The sequence below is a fragment of the Sulfitobacter sp. 1A13368 genome (genome assembly GCF_043557275.1).
Lineage (GTDB): Bacteria > Pseudomonadota > Alphaproteobacteria > Rhodobacterales > Rhodobacteraceae > Sulfitobacter > Sulfitobacter faviae.
The window spans coordinates 204,714-222,819 of record NZ_JBIFFR010000007.1; the positions used below are offsets into that span (position 1 = coordinate 204,714).

The 18,106-nt window shown below is 62.2% G+C and carries 15 protein-coding genes; 6 read left to right on the forward strand and 9 right to left on the reverse strand.

The window, feature by feature from the left end; genetic code table 11:
- Nucleotides 1–54 precede the first annotated feature (54 nt).
- The gene (ilvN, locus tag ACGYK4_RS15035) at nucleotides 55–615 is read left to right on the forward strand and encodes an acetolactate synthase small subunit (protein WP_067268661.1); all 561 of its coding nucleotides are present in this window, start codon (nucleotides 55–57) and stop codon (nucleotides 613–615) included.
- A 12-nt stretch (nucleotides 616–627) separates the two neighbouring features.
- Here the strand turns inward: ilvN and ACGYK4_RS15040 are convergent, their stop codons facing one another.
- Nucleotides 628–987 (reverse strand): hypothetical protein, encoded by a 360-nt coding sequence (locus tag ACGYK4_RS15040; RefSeq protein ID WP_394430938.1) that lies wholly within the window; start codon nucleotides 985–987, stop codon nucleotides 628–630.
- A gap of 217 nt (nucleotides 988–1,204) precedes the next feature.
- Here ACGYK4_RS15040 and ACGYK4_RS15045 point away from each other — a divergent pair, with 217 nt between their 5' ends.
- Nucleotides 1,205–2,002, forward strand: a complete 798-nt coding sequence (locus tag ACGYK4_RS15045; RefSeq protein ID WP_169306045.1) for a helix-turn-helix domain-containing protein — start codon at nucleotides 1,205–1,207, stop codon at nucleotides 2,000–2,002.
- Between the two features lie 6 nt (nucleotides 2,003–2,008).
- On the opposite strand, the gene ACGYK4_RS15050 is transcribed toward ACGYK4_RS15045, so the two are convergent.
- The 5 genes from ACGYK4_RS15050 to ACGYK4_RS15070 form a co-directional block, all read right to left on the reverse strand.
- Entirely contained in the window at nucleotides 2,009–3,418 is a 1,410-nt protein-coding gene (locus tag ACGYK4_RS15050) for an amidase (protein ID WP_394457208.1), read from the reverse strand.
- Nucleotides 3,419–3,467: 49 nt separating this feature from the next.
- Entirely contained in the window at nucleotides 3,468–4,592 is a 1,125-nt protein-coding gene (gene prfB / locus ACGYK4_RS15055; RefSeq protein ID WP_394402811.1) for a peptide chain release factor 2, read from the reverse strand.
- A gap of 126 nt (nucleotides 4,593–4,718) precedes the next feature.
- The gene (locus tag ACGYK4_RS15060) at nucleotides 4,719–7,274 is read right to left on the reverse strand and encodes a penicillin-binding protein 1A (RefSeq protein ID WP_394420113.1); all 2,556 of its coding nucleotides are present in this window, start codon (nucleotides 7,272–7,274) and stop codon (nucleotides 4,719–4,721) included.
- Nucleotides 7,275–7,402: 128 nt separating this feature from the next.
- Nucleotides 7,403–8,623: an N-acetylmuramoyl-L-alanine amidase gene (locus tag ACGYK4_RS15065; protein ID WP_394457209.1), complete on the reverse strand. Its 1,221-nt coding sequence runs from the start codon at nucleotides 8,621–8,623 to the stop codon at nucleotides 7,403–7,405.
- Nucleotides 8,624–8,682: 59 nt separating this feature from the next.
- Nucleotides 8,683–9,825 carry a pyridoxal phosphate-dependent aminotransferase gene (locus ACGYK4_RS15070; RefSeq protein ID WP_394457210.1) on the reverse strand — a complete coding sequence of 381 codons (1,143 nt, stop codon included), beginning with the start codon at nucleotides 9,823–9,825 and terminating at the stop codon, nucleotides 8,683–8,685.
- Between the two features lie 96 nt (nucleotides 9,826–9,921).
- Between ACGYK4_RS15070 and ACGYK4_RS15075 the strand changes: the two genes are divergently transcribed.
- Both ACGYK4_RS15075 and ACGYK4_RS15080 read left to right on the forward strand, forming a co-directional pair.
- Nucleotides 9,922–10,671: a DsbA family protein gene (locus ACGYK4_RS15075; protein WP_394457211.1), complete on the forward strand. Its 750-nt coding sequence runs from the start codon at nucleotides 9,922–9,924 to the stop codon at nucleotides 10,669–10,671.
- A 2-nt stretch (nucleotides 10,672–10,673) separates the two neighbouring features.
- On the forward strand, nucleotides 10,674–11,165 hold the full coding sequence (locus tag ACGYK4_RS15080) for a disulfide bond formation protein DsbA (RefSeq protein WP_394430925.1): 492 nt from the start codon (nucleotides 10,674–10,676) through the stop codon (nucleotides 11,163–11,165).
- A 129-nt stretch (nucleotides 11,166–11,294) separates the two neighbouring features.
- Here ACGYK4_RS15080 and ispG read toward each other — a convergent pair whose 3' ends face one another.
- The 3 genes from ispG to hemA all read right to left on the reverse strand — a co-directional run bounded on the left by ispG (nucleotide 11,295) and on the right by hemA (nucleotide 15,153).
- Nucleotides 11,295–12,419, reverse strand: coding sequence for a flavodoxin-dependent (E)-4-hydroxy-3-methylbut-2-enyl-diphosphate synthase (ispG, locus tag ACGYK4_RS15085; RefSeq protein WP_394430923.1), 1,125 nt, complete (start codon nucleotides 12,417–12,419; stop codon nucleotides 11,295–11,297).
- An 88-nt stretch (nucleotides 12,420–12,507) separates the two neighbouring features.
- A complete protein-coding gene (locus ACGYK4_RS15090; RefSeq protein ID WP_394430921.1) occupies nucleotides 12,508–13,809 on the reverse strand; it encodes a helix-turn-helix domain-containing protein in 1,302 nt (433 codons plus the stop codon).
- 120 nt (nucleotides 13,810–13,929) lie between these two features.
- Entirely contained in the window at nucleotides 13,930–15,153 is a 1,224-nt protein-coding gene (hemA, locus tag ACGYK4_RS15095; RefSeq protein WP_067265045.1) for a 5-aminolevulinate synthase, read from the reverse strand.
- A 222-nt stretch (nucleotides 15,154–15,375) separates the two neighbouring features.
- Between hemA and ACGYK4_RS15100 the strand changes: the two genes are divergently transcribed.
- A complete protein-coding gene (locus ACGYK4_RS15100; RefSeq protein WP_394457212.1) occupies nucleotides 15,376–16,452 on the forward strand; it encodes a sensor histidine kinase in 1,077 nt (358 codons plus the stop codon).
- Between the two features lie 81 nt (nucleotides 16,453–16,533).
- Nucleotides 16,534–17,904, forward strand: a complete 1,371-nt coding sequence (locus tag ACGYK4_RS15105; protein ID WP_394457214.1) for a M20/M25/M40 family metallo-hydrolase — start codon at nucleotides 16,534–16,536, stop codon at nucleotides 17,902–17,904.
- Nucleotides 17,905–18,106: the final 202 nt, after the last annotated feature.

Here is an 18,106-nt window from a genome sequence, read left to right on the forward strand (position 1 = left end):
AAAACGTCCCGGAAATTGTTGAAGTTTCCGGCGAAGATGAAGAAGGACGAAGACATGGCTGCCCTAAAAATCAAAAAAGGTGCGACCTCGCATTCCGCCTATAACCTACGGCCCAACTTCTCGGATGTGGTTGAAAAACACACGCTGGCCGTGCTGGTCGAGAACGAGCCCGGCGCGCTGGCGCGGGTGATCGGCCTGTTCTCAGGCCGGGGGTACAATATCGACAGTCTGACCGTGGCCGAGGTGGACCACACCGGGCATCTGTCGCGCATCACCATCGTCACCAGCGGCACGCCGCAGGTGATCGAGCAGATCAAGGCGCAGGTCGGTCGCATCGTGCCGGTGCATGAGGTGCATGACCTCACCGTCGAAGGGCCAAGCGTGGAGCGGGAACTGGCGATTTTCAAAGTCGTCGGCAAGGGCGAGCATCGGGTCGAAGCATTGCGGCTGGCAGATATCTTCCGCGCCAATGTGGTCGACAGCACGCTCGAAAGCTTTGTTTTCGAGATCACCGGCGCGCCCGACAAGATCGACGCTTTCGCCGAGTTGATGCGCCCGCTGGGGCTGGCTGATGTCGCCCGCACCGGCGTGGCCGCCCTCGCCCGTGGTGTCTGACACGCGGGGCGTTTAAGCTTTCAGCTGGGCCGCGCGGAATTGGCGCGGTCCGGGCTTGGCGGTAAAGGGGATGATCTGGGCGCCTTGCTGGCGCTTTCCCTCTGCCTCCGGCTCTGCCGCCACGGGGTTATCTTGCCGCAGCGCCTCGGGCAGATGCGAAGCCGCTTTCTCCTGCACCAGCCGGGGGTTGTCCGCGATACGCAGCTTGCGATGTACTGAGACGTCGAACTGCACCATATCGCCCGTGTCAAACCCCGCCCCCTGCCCGACACGGATCGCCGGCTCTTCGTAATAGGCAAGATCGCCTTGATCTTCGCACCAGAAAACCGCTTTTCCGGCGCTATTATCGCTCCACAGAACTACACCAATCATAGTACACCCCGCTTTCGATGTTTGTTCTCCATTCTGCGACAATCGAAAGAGGTGAAACATAGGTTAAAATGCAACGTCCGCTTGCATTTTGTGTCGGTTCCAGTAGGGTCAGCTACAAATCAGCGTCAGCTTTGACGCGCCTTCGCGTCAGCCTGTTAACCATCTGGCCATAACGGCTTTTATTTTAAGGCCGCGACGCAAATCAGAACGAGGCCGCATGTCCGCTCCCAACCGCTCCCCCTCTGAACTTCGTAGCATGTTCGGCGCCAATCTGCGCCAGTTGGCAGCGGATTACCCCTCGATCTCTGACCTTGCCCGGCAGCTTGGCATCAATCGCACGCAATTCAACCGCTACCTCTCGGGCGAAAGCTTCCCCCGGCCCGATGTACTGGCCCGGATCTGCCGCTTTTTCGAGATCGACGCGCGGGTGCTGCTGGAGCCGGTAACCGAGATTTCCCTGAACCAAGACCCTATCAACAACAGCTTCCTGCGCGACTTTCTGGGCACTGGGGTTCAAAACGTGCCCGAGGCGGATTTTCCAAGCGGTTTTTACCGTTTCGCGCGGCGGTCTTTTCTGGATCAGGACAGGTTCGTGACCGGCGTGGTTTTTATCACGCGCCATGGCAGCAACACCTTCCTGCGCGGCTATGAGAGCGCGCCATCGCTGCGTGCACAAGAGCTGCCGACCAACCCGATGGCGCGGGAATATCGCGGCATCGTCTCACGACAAGAGAATGGGGTTTCCATCGTCGTTTCGCGGCGTCGCACGCTGACCGGGTCGTTCAACTACCTCAACCGCGTCGCCTCTTTCGAGAATAACTTTTGGGTGGGCTACGTCACCCGCACCGCCCCCGAAAGCGCCGCGGGCACGCGGGTGACCCGGCTGACCTATGAGTATATCGGCAGAGACCCCAAAACCGTTCTGCCCGCCGCGCGGCAGGCGGGGTTCACCGACATCGACGCGCTGATGCCCTACCACCGCCGCCTGCTTCAGCCCGACGCACCGTTTAACTGAGACCGGCTATAGCTGGGGCGGCTGCGCCTGCGGATAGCCCGTCGCCTCATGCCAACCTTGGGCCAATTGCAACAGACGCGCGTCACCGCCGCGCCTGCCGATCAGTTGCAGCCCCAAGGGCAGACCGCGCGCATCAAAACCCGCGGGGATGTTGACCACCGGCAGGCCAATCAGGCTGGCCGGGACCACCACCTGCATCCAACGGTGATAGGTATCCAACGGCTGACCGTCGATCTCGGTCGGGTGCACCTGTTCGACAGCGAAGGGCCAGACCTGCGCCGAAGGCAGCACCAGCACGTCGACTTCCTCAAAAAGAGCATCCGCCGCGCGGAACCAATTGGAGCGGATGCTACTGGCACGCTGGATGTCAGAGGCCGAGAACCCCTGCCCCCGTGCGACCTCCCATTGCGCGGCAGGTTTCAGCCCCTCGCGCCGAGCGGGGTCGTCATAGATCGCCCCGAGAGAGGCCGCCACGGCAAAGGACCGGAGGGTGATCCAGCTTTCCCACATGGCCTCCGCATCAAAGGGTGCCGCCAAGGGCGTGACCGTATGGCCAAGGTCGGCCAAGCGCTTCAGCGCCGCCTCGCTATGGTCGATGATCCCCGGCGCACAGGGGAAGGCACCGCCCCAGTCACCCAGCCAGCCGATCCGCTGGGGGGCCAGTGCCGCGTCGATCTGCGGTGCCGCATCGGGGGTCGTGCGGGTCAGCGGTTCGCGCGGATCATAGCCTGTCATCACGTCCAGCAGGGCGGCAAGGTCGCGCGGGCTGCGCGCCATCGGCCCCAAGGTCGAAAGCTGGTGCAAAAAAAGATCGCCGTCATTGCCCGAAGGCACCGTGCCCCAACTGGGCCGCATGCCGTAGACGTTGTTCCACCCCGCCGGATTGCGCAGGGAGCCCATCATGTCGGAGCCATCGGCCACGGCCACCATCCGCGCCGCCAGCGCCGCCGCCGCCCCGCCAGAGGAGCCGCCAGCCGAGCGACCGAGGTCATAGGGGTTGCAGGTCGCCCCATGCACCGGGTTAAACGTATGGCTGCCAAGGCCAAACTCCGGGGTGTTGGTCTTGCCAATCACAATCGCCCCGGCGGCGCGAAGCCGCGCGACCGCCGGGTGATCCCGCGTGGCCGGGGCCGCGCCAAACAGCGGCGAGCCCTGCGAGGTGGGCAGCCCCTCTGCATCCGCCAAATCCTTGATCGCCATGGGAATGCCGTGCAGCCAGCCCTTGCGCGGGCCCGCGTCAGCGGCCTCAGCCTCGGCCAGCAGAGCGTCGCGATCGCGGAGGGAGACGACGGCATTCACCCTGCCGTTCACCGCCTCGATCCGGGCCAATGTCGCCTGCATCAACTCGACCGCGGAGATCTTTCGCGCGGCCAGTGCCTCAGACAGTTCTGAGGCGTCCCAATTTAGCAATTCCATCATGTCCCCCTATTGATCACTGTCATTCCATGAAGGGGACGTCATGGGCTCAGTCGCCCTGCGCCTCGGCCCGGCTTTTGCCCGAGACCGCCAGCGCCAGCGTCGCCCCCATCAACCCGTCGAGATCGCCGTCGAGCACGCCTTTGGTGTCCGAGGTCTCGTAATTGGTGCGCAGGTCTTTGACCATCTGATAGGGCTGCAGAACGTAGGAGCGGATCTGGTTGCCCCAGCCCGCGTCGCCTGCGTTCTCATGCGCCTCGTTCACCAGCGCCGAGCGCTTGTCCAACTCCATCTGATAGAGCCGCGATTTCAGCGCTTTCATGGCGATGTCGCGGTTCTGGTGCTGCGATTTCTCCGAAGAGGTCACGACGATGCCCGTGGGGTGGTGGGTGATCCGCACCGCCGAGTCGGTGGTGTTGACGTGCTGACCGCCCGCGCCGGAGGACCGATAAGTGTCGATCCGGATGTCGCTCGGGTTCACTTCGATTTCGATATTGTCGTCGACCACCGGGTAGACCTTCACGGAGGTGAAAGAGGTGTGCCGCTTGGCTGCCGAGTCGAAGGGCGAGATGCGCACCAGACGGTGCACGCCGCTTTCGGATTTCAGCCAGCCATAGGCGTTATGGCCTTCAATCTTATAGGTCGCGGATTTGATGCCTGCCTCGTCTCCCGCGCTTTCGGCCTGAAGATCGACCTTATAGCCCTTCTTCTCGGCCCAGCGGACATACATCCGCGCCAGCATGCTGGCCCAGTCGCAGCTTTCCGTGCCGCCCGCGCCTGCGTTGATCTCAAGGAAGGTGTCGTTGCTGTCGGCCTCACCGTTTAGCAACGCTTCGAGTTCCTTCTGCGCGGCCTTTTCGGCCAGCGCCTTCAACGCGGCTTCGGCGTCAGAGATGACCTCTTCGTCCTCTTCCATCTCGCCCAGTTCGATCAGTTCGAGATTGTCGGCCAACTCTTGTTTGATGCCCTCATAGGTGTCGATGGCATCCACGAGCGACTGACGCTCGCGCATCAGCTTTTGCGCCGCATCGGGGTTGTCCCAAAGGTTCGGGTCTTCGACGCGGGCGTTGAATTCTTCCAGCCGGTAGGGCGCGGTCTCCACATCCAGTCGCTGGGCCAGCAATTCCAGCGATTTGCTGATCTGGTCCGCGGTATTCTGTGCCTCTGCGCGCATGTGTGCCTGCCTTTGATAAGTAATGCGGCCCCGAAAACCGGAGCCGCACGAGAGATAGACCAGCCCGCCAGCGGCGGCAAGTGGGGGGCGGCAAAGCGCAACTTTGCCCCGCCCCCTTTGGCCTGATTAGTAAAGACCGCCGGAGCTCAGCGTGCCAAAGCTCGCCTTGGGGCCGACGGTGGCTTTCTTGCCGGTCGATGTCGTGACCTCACGCGAGGAGGAGCCGCCCAGTTCTTCGACCAGCGGCAGGTCCGCCCCCATGGCAAAACCGCCATCGAAAGAGATGCCAAAGAGCGGCTCTTCGCCATCGCGGAAACATTCCGAAACGACATTGGCGCCGGTGGCGCTGTCGCTCAGCCGCGCACCTGTGAAACGGTCGATCTTGATAAAGCGGCACTGGTCGGGGACTGCGAAGTCACCGCCGCCGTATTTCTTGATCGCTTGGCTCATGAAGCGCTGGAAGACAGGCGCACAAAGCCGCCCGCCGCCCGCGCCCCGGCCCATCGGGCGTGGGGTGTCAAAACCGATATAGCAGCCCGCCACCACGTTGGAGGAAAAGCCCACGAACCACGCGTCTTTCTCATCGTTGGTGGTGCCTGTCTTGCCTGCGATCGGCACCGGCAGGTTCACCGCATTGCGCGCCGTGCCACGCTCGACCACGCCGCGCATCATGGAGGTCAACTGATAGGCGGTCACCGGGTCCATCACCCGCTCGCGGTTGGAAATGATCCGCGGCGCCTCGCCGGGGGCGAGGTTGATCTGCTCACAGTCGTAGCATTTGCGTTCATCATGTTTGTAGACGGTGCGGCCATAGCGGTCTTGCACCCGGTCAACCAAAGTGGGCTGTACCCGCTCACCGCCATTGGCGAACATCGCATAGGCCGAAACCATTTGATAAAGCGTGGTTTCCTGACTGCCGAGCGCGTTCGACAGCAAGGGCGCGAGGTCGTCATAGACGCCGAAACGCTCCGCATAGCTGCCGACCACATCCATCCCGACCTCTTGCGCCAGACGGATGGTCATCAGGTTGCGCGACTGTTCGATCCCGGTGCGTAGGGGCGTCGGACCATAGAATTTATGCGAGGCGTTCTGCGGTCGCCAAACGCCCTGCGGCGTGTTGATCTCAATCGGGGCATCGACCACGATGGTCGCGGGGCTATAGCCGCTGTCCAGCGCGGAGGCATAGACAAAGGGCTTGAAGCTTGACCCCGGCTGGCGCTTGGCCTGTGTGGCGCGGTTGAACACGCTCGCCTGATAGGAAAAGCCACCCTGCATCGCGATCACGCGGCCCGTGTGCACGTCCATCGCGACGAAACCGCCCTGCACCTCTGGCACCTGCCGCAATGTCCAGCGGATGAATGAGCCGTCGCTGTCCGAGGTCATGCGCCGGACCAAGACCACCTCGCCCACTTCAAGCAGGTCGCCCGCCACCTGAGCCTTGCGCCCGAGAGAGCCGTCATCCAGCCGTTTGCGCGCCCATTGCACGTCCTTGGCCGGAATCCAGTGGCCGTCTTCGTCATCCTCGACGCCTTCGATCCCGATGCGGGCGTCATTGCTGCCGACCTCAAGCACCACCGCCGGATACCACTGGTTCTCCAGATCGATGTCGCGCGGCACCCGCAGGTCCGCAAGTGCTGCACGCCATTTCTCTTCGCTGTCCAGTTGATCGGCGGGGATCTCGAAGCGTGTCCCGCGCCAGATGCCCTGCCCGCGGTCATATTGCTCCAGCTGACGGCGCAGGGCGTTGGCGGCGATGGGCTGCATCTCGTTGTCGATGGTCGCGCGCACGGTCAGACCGCCGGTAAAGAACTCCCCCTCACCGAAATCCTCGCTCAACTGGCGGCGAATTTCGTCGGTGAAGTAATCCCGCGGCGGCAGTTCGGCCTTGAAGCTCTCGAAATCACCGTTCTGGACCGAGCGCAGCGGCTGCGCCACTTCGGTTTCATAGACCGCTTCCGAGATATAGCCGTTCTCTTTCATCTCGCGCAGCACGAAGTTCCGCCGTGCCAGCAGGCGGTCCTTGCGGCGCACCGGGTGGTAATCCGAGGGTGCCTTGGGCAGCGAGGCGAGGAAGGCCGCCTCATGCGGGGCCAACTCGCTCAGCGTCTTGTTGAAATACGTCTGGCTCGCCGCCGCCACGCCATAGGAGTTCTGGCCGAGGAAAATCTCGTTCAGATAGAGCTCGAGAATTTTCTCTTTGCTCAGGGTCTCTTCCAGACGCGAGGCAAGGATGATCTCCTTGATTTTACGCTCGGCCCGGCGGTCGCCCGACAACAGGAAGTTCTTCATCACCTGCTGGGTGATCGTCGAAGCCCCGCGCACATCGCGCCCGCGCGATTTGACCGCATCCACCGCCGCCGCACCGATGCCGCGAAGGTCATAGCCCTCATGAGTGTAGAAGTTCTTGTCCTCTGCCGAGATGAAGGCCTGTTTCACCAGATCCGGAATGGTATTGGCCGGGGCGAAAAGACGACGTTCCTTGGCGAATTCGTCGATCAGACGGCCTTGGCCTGAGTAAATCCGGCTGATCGTCGGTGGCGTGTACTGCGCCAACGACTCATGGCTGGGCAAATCCCGGCCATACATCCAGAACACCGCTCCGATGGTCAAAGCCACCATGCCGACGCTCAGGGTCAGGGTGGTAAAGATCCCCCCGAAAAAGGACAGAACAAATCGAAACACGCGCGCGGACCACCATTGGCTAGAGACAGTTCCGAGCCTATACAGGATGCACCGGCTCGGGTCAAAACACATGGCCGCCAGCGGGGGCGAATCTTCGCCCATCGCCAAAGCAGCCATATCTTTCTAATTTACTTTCTGATCAAAGGCTTGAGCGCCGCGTCCTGATCACGCCATGTCACGATCGCATCCGCCATCGCGCTCACCATCGACGCGCGCCACACCGGATCGCGCAGATTGGTCAGATCGCGCTTGGAACTCAGGAACCCCACTTCGACCAAAACCGAAGGAATATCGGCAGACTTCAAGACCGAGAAACCCGCCCGCCGCAGAGGCCGGCTGTTCAACGGCCCGCCCGCTGCGCCCATGCCCTCGACCAAAATCTCGGCCAGCGCATCTGAGCGCGGCTCGGTCTCTTGCCGGGCAAGGTCCAACAGGATGCCCGCCACCTGATCATCTGAGCCGGTCAAATCCGCCCCCGCGATGATGTCCGACCGGTCATGTCGCGCGGCCAGATGTTCGGTCGCCACATCGCTGGCATCATCGGAAAGGGTATAGACCGTCGCCCCGCTCGCCCCGCCCTGCGACAGGCTGTCGGCGTGGAGCGAGATAAACAGATCGGCCTCAGCCTGATGGGCGATGGCCACCCGGTGCTCCAAAGCCACAAAGATATCCTCGTCTCGGGTCAGCAAAACATCCACACCCTTGCGCCGCAGCGCATCACGCAGGTCGCGGGCGAAGTTGAGCATCAGGTCTTTCTCGTCCAACCCCTCGCGCTGCGCACCGGGGTCGATGCCGCCGTGGCCGGGGTCTAGAACGACGGTGAAACTGTCTTTGTCTGCCACCGCAGGTTTCGGCGGCGCGGTGAGCGCGGTGGTCCAATCAGGGTCCACCGGCGCGCCCGCGGCCTTGGCAAAAACCTCCGACTCGACGACTTCCAAGGTAATCTCAAGCCGCGCCTTGCCACTGCTTGCATCGACCGGCATGCCAATCTCGGCGGGAACCATCGGCTCGGCCAAATCCGCCACCAGACGCGACCAACCGGGCTGAAACGCGCCAAACCGCAGGGCCGAGATACGGCCCGGTTTTCCCAACAGATCTCCCCGGGCGACATTTGACCAATCCGCCTCGCGGAAATCGACGATCAGGCGGGCGGGATCATCCAGCAGAAAAACACGGAAAGGCACCCCCTGGCTCAGCGCCACGGTCAGGTCGGTCTTGCCAAACCAGCGATCACTCACAGCGCTTTCGACCGGATCGACCCGCGCCAGCGCGGTCAATTCCTGCGCCGCGACGGTGACCGGCCCCGCACAGGCCAGCGCCACTGCCAGTCCTCTAAGAATTGCCCGCATGATCGACCACCCTGCCCGTTTTCGCCCTTCTACCACCTGCCGCGCGGCCAAACCAGCACTCAGCGCGCCGCCATGAAGGCTTTGAGCCGGGCGATGCCCTCCTCCATATCCGCCGTGCTGCGCGCATAGGAAAAGCGCAGCGTCTTATGCCCCCGCGCCGGGTCGAAATCGAGCCCGGGGGTCACGGCGACGCCAGCCTTCTCCAGAATTTCCGCCGCAAAGGCGCGGCTGTCATCGGTAAAGCGCGAAACATCGGCATAGACGTAAAACGCCCCATCGGGCGGGGCGATGTCGGTAAACCCCGCCTCTTGCAAACCGGTGATCATCAGGTCGCGATTGCGCCGATAGACCGCGAGATTGGCCTGCAATTCGTCGTCACAGTCCATCGCCGCCAGCGCGGCGATCTGGCTGGCATGGGGCGCGCAGATAAACATGTTCTGCGCGATCCGCTCGACCACGCGCACCTGATCCTCGGGCACCACCATCCAGCCCACGCGCCAACCGGTCATCGAGAAATACTTCGAGAAGGAGTTGATTACATAGCAGTCATCGGTGACCTCCAGCGCGGTCACGGCCTTCTTGTCATATTCGATGCCATGGTAAATCTCGTCAGAGATGAAGGACATGTCATTGGCCGCACAGGCATCCGTCAGCGCCGTCAAGGCGAGCCGGTCGAGCATCGTACCCGAAGGATTGGCGGGGGAGGCCACGAGCAAACCGCGCAGGTCTTCCCCCGCGAAATCCGCCGCGACGGGCTGATATCTGTTCTCCGGCGCGGCGGGCAGATCGACGGGCCGCATCCCCAAGGCGCGTAGGATCTGACGGTAGCTGGGATAGCCCGGCGCGCCGATGCCCACCCGATCCCCGGAATCGAAAAGCGCGGTAAAAGCCAGCAGAAACCCGCCCGACGACCCGGGGGTAATCACCACCCGCGCCGGATCGAGATCGACGTTATACCATTCGCCATACATCTTCGCGATCCGCGCGTGCAAAGCGGGCAGGCCAAGCGCCACGGTATAGCCCAAGGCCCCCTCACCCATCGCCTTGGTCAGCGCGGCTGCCGCCCCTTTCGGCGCGCCCGTGCCGGGCTGGCCAACCTCCATATGAATGATGTGACGGCCCGCCTCTTCGGCGGCGCTGGCGGCCTGCATCACGTCCATCACGATAAAGGGATCAACGGCGGACCTGGTTGAATTGCGCATGGGCTTGCTCCTACTGTCGGCATGTGCTTTCACCGCGCCTGATGCCGGGCGTCAACCCTTGGCCCCTATTTCGCAGCTCTACCGAAAGGACCGCCCATGTTCGCCCGCCTCCTCGCCCCCGCCCTCGCCGGTGCAGTCACCCTTGCCGCCCCCGCCGGGGCGATGGACCTGACCGAGCTTACGGACGCCGAACGCGCGCAGTTCCGGGCCGAGGTCCGCGCCTATCTGATGGAAAACCCCGAAGTGATCCTGCAAGCGGTAGAGCAGATGCAAAACCGTCAGGCCCAAGCGCAGATGCAGGCGGATTTCGATCTGGTCTCCGCCAATGCCGATGAGATTTTCGACGATGGCTACTCTTGGGTCGGCGGCAACCCGGAGGGGGACATCACGCTGGTTGAATTCCTCGACTACCGCTGCGGCTACTGCAAACGCGCCCATGGCGAAGTGGCCAAACTTCTGGAAACCGACGGTAACATCAAACTGATCGTCAAAGAGTTCCCGATCCTTGGCGACCAATCGCTGCTGGCCTCGCGCTTTGCCGTGGCGACCAAACAGGTCGCGGGCGATGACGCTTACAAACAACTGAACGATGCGCTTATGGCCTTCAACGGAGCGGTCACCCTCCCCGCCCTCCGCCGCTTGGGCGAAAGCTTCGATCTGGATGTCGCAGCAATCGAAGCCGAGATGGACAGCGACGCGGTCACGCAAGAGATCGCCCAAACCCGCGCGCTGGCCCAAAAGTTGCAGATCACCGGCACGCCCACCTTCGTCATGCAAGACGAAATGCTGCGCGGCTACCTGCCCTATGATCAAATGATGGCACTGGTAGAAGAAAAGCGCGGCTAAAGATGCGCGCCCTGGCAGTCTTGGCCGCGCTCGCGCTGGCCCAGCCCGCCGGGGCCGATGAACCGTCCGCGCGAGATGCGTTTGAAACCGAACTCCGCGCCGCGATCCTAGCCAATGGCGATGTCATCGCCAAAGCCTTGGCCGGCCCAACGCAGATGCAACGGCATATCCAAAACGACCTGTCTCTGCTCGAACAGCTCGCTCCCGACCTTCTGGGGGGCCACCCCATCGCGCTTTTTACCGCAGAAGACTGCGAAACCTGCGCTGCCGCCGCCAAAGAATTGACCGCGGTCACAAAGCGTTACGGCATCACCTTCATCCAACACGATCTCAGCCACCCCCAGCCCGCCCGCTGGGCCGCCACCCTAGAGCTCATCGACGCCCCCTTCTACGTGCTGCCCGAAATGATCCTCAACGGGTACATGCCGCCCATCGTCCTCGAAAAACACCTCACCCCAAACAAGCTGAAGACCACTCCCCAACCCACTGATTAATAACCCATTCCAACAACAGATAAAGCGCGCCAACCTCCCGGCTCACGCGCTTCCCATCATCTTCATCCTTTTAAAAATACCTCTGCCCAGCCTCTCAACCAACACAGCGCCAGCGGCCCAGCCCCCAACCTACTCAGCCGCCTTTACCGCCTCAGCCTCAATCTGCGCCGCGCGTTCCTCGACCTGCTCGACGATATGGTCAATCATACCTTCATTGCCGAGCTTATGGCTCTGTTTGCCCGCCAGATAGACCATGCCAGACCCGGCCCCGCCACCGGTAAAGCCCACGTCGGTCATCAGCGCCTCGCCGGGGCCGTTCACCACGCAACCGATGATCGACAGGCTCATCGGCGTCTTGATATGCTCCAGCCGTTTCTCCAAGGTCTCGACGGTTTTGATCACATCGAACCCCTGCCGCGCGCAGGAGGGGCAGGAGATGATGTTCACCCCTCGGTGCCGCAGCCCGAGGGATTTGAGAATTTCATAGCCAACCTTCACCTCTTCCACCGGATCGGCGGAGAGGGAGACGCGGATGGTATCGCCGATGCCACTCCACAAAAGGTTGCCCAGTCCGATGGCCGATTTAATCGTGCCCGACATAAGCCCGCCCGCCTCGGTGATGCCGAGGTGGATGGGCGCGTCGGTGGCATCGGCGAGCTGTTGGTAGGCCGCCGCGGCCATGAAAACGTCCGAGGCTTTACAGGAAATCTTGAACTCGTGGAAATCGTTGTCTTGCAGGATTTTGATGTGATCCAGCCCGCTTTCGACCATCGCATCGGGGCATGGCTCGCCGTATTTCTCCAGCAGATGCCGCTCCAGCGAGCCCGCGTTCACGCCGATGCGGATCGAGCAATTGTGGTCCCGCGCGGCTTTGATGACCTCACGCACCCGCTTTTCATCGCCGATATTGCCCGGGTTGATGCGCAGACAGGCGGCACCGGCCTCGGCGGCTTCGATCCCGCGCTTGTAGTGAAAGTGGATGTCCGCAACGATGGGCACCGACACTTCGGGCACGATCTCACGCAGGGCTTTGGACGAGTCCTCATCTGGGACCGAGACGCGCACGATATCGGCGCCTGCGTCAGCGGCGGCTTGGACCTGTGCGATGGTGGCGGAGACATCAGTGGTCAGCGTGTTGGTCATGGTCTGCACGGTGATCGGCGCGTCACCGCCCACCGGCACATTGCCCACCATGATCTGCCGGGACTTGCGACGCGGAATATCACGCCAAGGGCGAATGGAATGAAGCGACATGAAGACACCTTTCGCGGGATCAGGGGCTTTGGCCCCCTACCTATTCAGCCGGGGCCTCATGTGCAATGGGAAGCGGCGGCCCGCGCGTTTAGCTGCCCTGACAGGGCATCGCCGCCAGAGCGGAGGGGTCGAGCGAGCCTTCGAGATCGGCAAACATCCGGCTGAGCGATTGCTCCGCCGTCGGATCGACCGGCTCATAAAGCTCAGCCAGAGCCTGCGCGTGGAGCGGCACGTTGGAGGTCACTGCTCCGCGCGGCCCAACGGGGCCGAAACAGCCATCCGCCATGGCGAAATATAGCGCACCGGATTCGCCCGTCCGAAGGGAGGGCGGCTCTTCAGTGACGGGGACATCCCATGTGTCGCCCTTGTTCATCACGCCTTCGAAAATCACTGTGCCGTCAGCCGCGCGCACTCGGACCCAAGAGGGGTAAGCGGCGACCATGCGCACTTTCTCGCCCAAAGGCTCCACAACCTGCGGTTTGGGCAGGTCGGTATCGGCATTGGCGAGCATCACCGCCTCGTCGATGGCGCTGGTGATGCTGTCATCGCCCTCCGTCGCCTCGGCCACCACGGTGCCTTGCGCGGCGGTATCGGGGCGGTCCGGCGTCGGGAAATTGCTGACAGAGCGCGGGTCGATAGAAGCAATCGGCGCGTCACGCGCCACCAGCACCGGCACGTCGAGCGCTTGTGGGCGATAAAGCCGGTCCAGCGCCTCGCCCCGGGGGCTTTCCACGCTTTGCGGCGCGGCGGAATCGTCTTCTGCGTCAGGCGCGCTGGCCAGTGCCCCATCCAGCGGGTCGAGATCGGAAAGCACGATCGGGGTCTGATCCACCGGGGCCACCTGCACGCGCTGCACCTCTTTCAGCACGGTCCAGCCGCCAAAACCAATGGCCGAGATCAGCGCGATTAGCACCAGCGAAGAGCCAACCGCCCCCGGCTCAATCCGGCTGAGCAACCCGTCGCCCGTGGGCACGAAGGGCGTGTTGGGCCGGGCGAAAAGATCGTCTTCTTTCGGGGACTTGCGGCGCTCCTCAAAGCTCGGCTTTTTGACCACAGAGGCTTCGGCGGACATGCCATGGGCCACGGCGAAACCGGATTCCTTGCAGAAGGCGGCAAAGGCCTGATCGGGATCCATATTGAGGTAGCGCGCGTAGGAGCGCACATAGCCCGCAATGAAGCCGGGCGTGTCAAATGCGCCGGGATCGCAGTTTTCGATTGCGGCAATATAGGAAGCTTTGATGCGCAATTCGCGCTGCACGTCGAGCAGGGATTTACCAAGCGTGGCCCGTTCGCCGCGCATGACATCCCCCAACCGCAATTCGAATGCATCGAACCCTTTGGGTTCGACTGTTTCGTCCTCAGCGGTTCTGGAGGCCCATCGCCCGATCATCAATATGCCCTGTCCCTGTTAGCCTGTAGCTTTGATCCAAACACGCCCCAACGATTCGGATGTAGCCTTTTCTTGACAAAAGGCTACCACAAGACAACGCAAAACACGAATAGCGCTGCGTTAGCCCGCGGCTTCGGCACGATTCAGCGCACAATGCGACCAGAGCACGTCCATCCCCCGGACAAGTGCATCCATCTCTTTAGGCCCATGTACCGGCGAGGGCGTGAAGCGCAACCGCTCCGTGCCGCGCGGCACGGTGGGGAAGTTGATGGGCTGGACGTAGATCCCGTGATCTTCGAGCAGCATGTCCGACAGAAGCTTGGTGTGCACCGGGTTGCCCACCATGACGGGCACGATGTGGCTGCCATGGTCGATGATCGGCAGGCCCAGCCCCTTCAGCCGCAGTTTCAACGCTTTGGCCTGCTGCTGGTGTTTCTCACGCAACTCGGGCGCGCGTTTGAGATAGGCGACCGAGGCCGCGGCCCCCGCGGCCACGGCAGGCGGCAGCGAGGTGGTGAAGATGAACCCCGGTGCATAGGAACGGATCGCGTCGCACATCTTGGCAGAGGCGGCGATATAGCCGCCCATCACGCCATAAGCCTTGGCCAGCGTGCCGTTGATGATGTCGAGCCGGTGCATCAACCGGTCACGCTCGGCGACCCCTGCCCCGCGCGGGCCGTACATGCCCACGGCGTGCACCTCATCGATATAGGTCAGCGCGCCGAATTCATCCGCGAGATCGCAGATCTCTTCGATGGGGCCGAAATCGCCGTCCATCGAATAGATCGATTCAAAGGCGATCAGCTTGGGCGCGGCAGGGTCATCCGCTTCCATCAATTCGCGCAGATGGGCGACATCGTTGTGGCGGAAAATACGCTTGGCTCCGCCATTGCGGCGCACGCCTTCGATCATGGAGGCATGGTTCAGTGCGTCGGAATAGATGATCAGCCCGGGAAAGAGCTTGGGCAGGGTCGAAAGCGTGGCGTCATTGGCAATATATGCCGAGGTGAACAGCAGCGCCGCTTCCTTGCCATGCAGATCGGCCAGTTCGGCCTCGAGCTGCTTGTGATAGACCGTTGTGCCCGAGATGTTGCGCGTCCCGCCAGAGCCTGCGCCGGTGGCGCGCAGCGCTTCTTCCATGGCTTCGATCACCACGGGGTTCTGCCCCATGCCCAGATAGTCGTTGCCGCACCAAACGGTGATATCCTGCTGCGACCCGTCGGGTTTGGTCCAGACGGCATGGGGGAACTGACCATTGCGACGCTCGATGTCGATGAAGGTCCGGTAGCGTCCTTCGTCATGCAGGCGCGCAATCGCCGCGTCGAGCTTCTCGTTATAGTCCATGCGCGTCTCCATCTTTTGGCGCGAACAGGAGGGGGCCCCTCCATATTCAGCTTTTAGAATGATTACAGATCCAAAGCCGAAGCTTCAATCTCTTATCCCGGCCCCTTTGCGGGGCGAACTGTCGCAGGCGCTGCGCGTTCTACGCTCGATTTAAGATTGTTCGCTTGTATTGCCAGCCGCTTTCATGTTTCCAAAGGACCAACCCAGAAAGGGCAGTTTGTTTTGCGCGCCACTCCACATCCCCAGCAGGACCAGCGCCTGCGGACGCTTTATAATTACGAGATTCTCGACACCCCGCGCGAGGAGGAGTTCGACGAGATCGTCGAACTGGCGGCTGAGATCTGTGACGCGCCGATTTCAGTGATCAACCTGATCGACAAGGACAGACAGTGGTTCAAGGCCGAAGTGGGTCTGGGTGCGCGCGAGACGCCGCTCGAAACCTCGCTCTGCTCTCACGCGATTCTGGAAGAGCGCTTCGTTGAGATTCCCGACACGCTGAAAGACCCGCGCATGGCCGACAACCCGCTGTGCACCGCAGGCGACGGGCTGCGGTTTTATGCAGGTGCGCTGCTGATTGCGTCCAACGGGCTGCCGCTTGGCACGCTGTGCATCCTCGACACCAAACCCCGCAGGCTGACCGCGCTGCAGCGCAAGGCGATCTCTGTCTTGTCCCGTCAGGTGATGAAGCAACTCGACCTGCGCCTTTCCCTGCGCAGCCAAGCCGTTCTGATGAGCGAGGCCGACCACCGGGTCAAAAATTCGCTCCAGACACTGTCGGCCATGGTTCGGCTGCACACCCGGCAATTGGATGACACGACCACGGTCAATGTGTTGAACGGCATTCAGCGCCGTGTCAACGCCATGGCAACCCTGCATGGGGAGTTGCAAACCGGACAGGGGCGCGATGAGGTCGATATGGGCAAATACCTCGACAGGGTCCTGGAGCTTTTGCGAGAAACCGCACCGGGGCATGTCAAAATCAGCTACCGGTCGGACCCTGTGACCCTACGATCCAGCGCGGCTTCATCCTTGGGGCTGATCATTAGCGAGTTTGCCGCCAATTCGATCAAACACGCCTTCCCGGATGGCGCGCCCGGCCATATCGAAATCGACCTCAGCCTGCGAGACGGTAATTTCCACCTTGAGTGCAAAGACGATGGCATCGGGGCCGCGAACGAGGGCAAAGGGCGGGCCGACAGCATTGGGCAAACCTTGATGGCGGCGGCGGCGTCGCAGTTGAATGCGCAGGTCGACAGCCAGCTTACCGCCGAGGGCAGCCGCCTCTCGCTCACCTTCTGAACGCGGGCCCTGCGGCCACTGGACACGCCCTGCCCGCCTGATACCTTCGCGCCAAATTCACAAGCGCAAGGAATTATGCCCATGTCCCTCGACGATGTTCTCGCCCGGATCGACAACGATCTGCCCGCCGCCACCGACCGTCTGTTGGACCTGCTGCGCATCCCGTCAATCTCGACCGATCCGGCCTATAAGGCCGATTGCGACCGCGCCGCCGATTGGCTGGTGGCCGACCTTACATCCATGGGCGTGGAAGCCGAAAAACGCGCCACACCGGGGCATCCAATGGTCGTGGGTCATGTGGGCGAAGGTAAGCCGCATCTGCTGTTCTATGGCCATTATGACGTGCAGCCGGTCGACCCGCTGAACCTTTGGGACCGCGATCCCTTCGATCCGGCGGTTGAGGAGACGGAAAAGGGTCGCGTGATCCGGGGCCGCGGGGCCGCCGATGACAAGGGCCAGTTGATGACCATCATTGAAGCCCTACGCGCGTGGAAAGAGGTGAAAGGCGATTGGCCCTGCCGCATCACCTTCTTCCTTGAAGGCGAAGAGGAATCCGGCTCCCCCTCCCTCGTCCCTTTCATGGAGGAGAACGCCGAGGAGTTGAAAGCCGATGTGGCGATGATCTGCGACACCGGACTGTTCGAAAGCAAGACCCCTGCCATCGTCACCATGCTGCGCGGGCTTTTGGGCGAAGAGCTGACCGTCACCGCCCCGTCGAAAGACCTGCATTCGGGCATGTATGGCGGTATTTCGATGAACCCGATCCGCGCGCTGAGCAAGGTGATCGCGTCGCTGCATGACGACGAAGGCCGCATCACCATCCCCGGCTTCTATGACGGCGTGCCGGACCTGCCCGAGGATCTGGAAACACAGTGGCAGGGTTTGGCCTTTGACCATGCCGCCTTCCTCGGCGATGTGGGTCTCAGCAAACCGGCGGGTGAGCAGGACCGCACCCCGCTTGAGATGATCTGGTCGCGCCCGACCTGTGAGGTCAACGGCATCTGGGGTGGCTATACCGGCGATGGCTTTAAAACGGTGCTGCCGTCCGAGGCGCATGCCAAGATCAGCTTCCGCCTCGTCGGTACGCAAGACCCGCTCGCCATCCGTGAGAACTTCCGCAAGATGGTGGCAGAGAGGCTGCCCGAAGACTGCACGGTAGAGTTCTCAGGCCATGGCGCCAGCCAAGCCTCGGGCGTGGAGATTGGCCATCCGATGTTTGAACCCGCGCGCCAAGCGCTGAGCGACGAATGGCAGGTGCCCGCGGCCTATATCGGCTGTGGTGGCTCGATTCCGATTGCCGGGCATTTTCAGAAGATTCTCGGGACCGAGCCGATGCTGATCGGTTTCGGCAAGGATGACGATCAAATCCACTCCCCGAACGAGAAATACGACATGGAGAGCTTTCACAAAGGCATCCGCTCTTGGGCGCGCATCATTGATGCGCTGACCTGAGCAGATTGGCGATCGGGCCTGCCCGGTCGCCATATATTCCATTGGCCGGGCCTCAAGGGGCCGCGCTAAATAAGCCTGCGCGAACTAGGTCTTAGCGCCTGCACGTTACGAAATGGAGTGGGAAAGTGGCGCGGTTGACGGGGCTCGAACCCGCGACCCCCGGCGTGACAGGCCGGTACTCTAACCAACTGAGCTACAACCG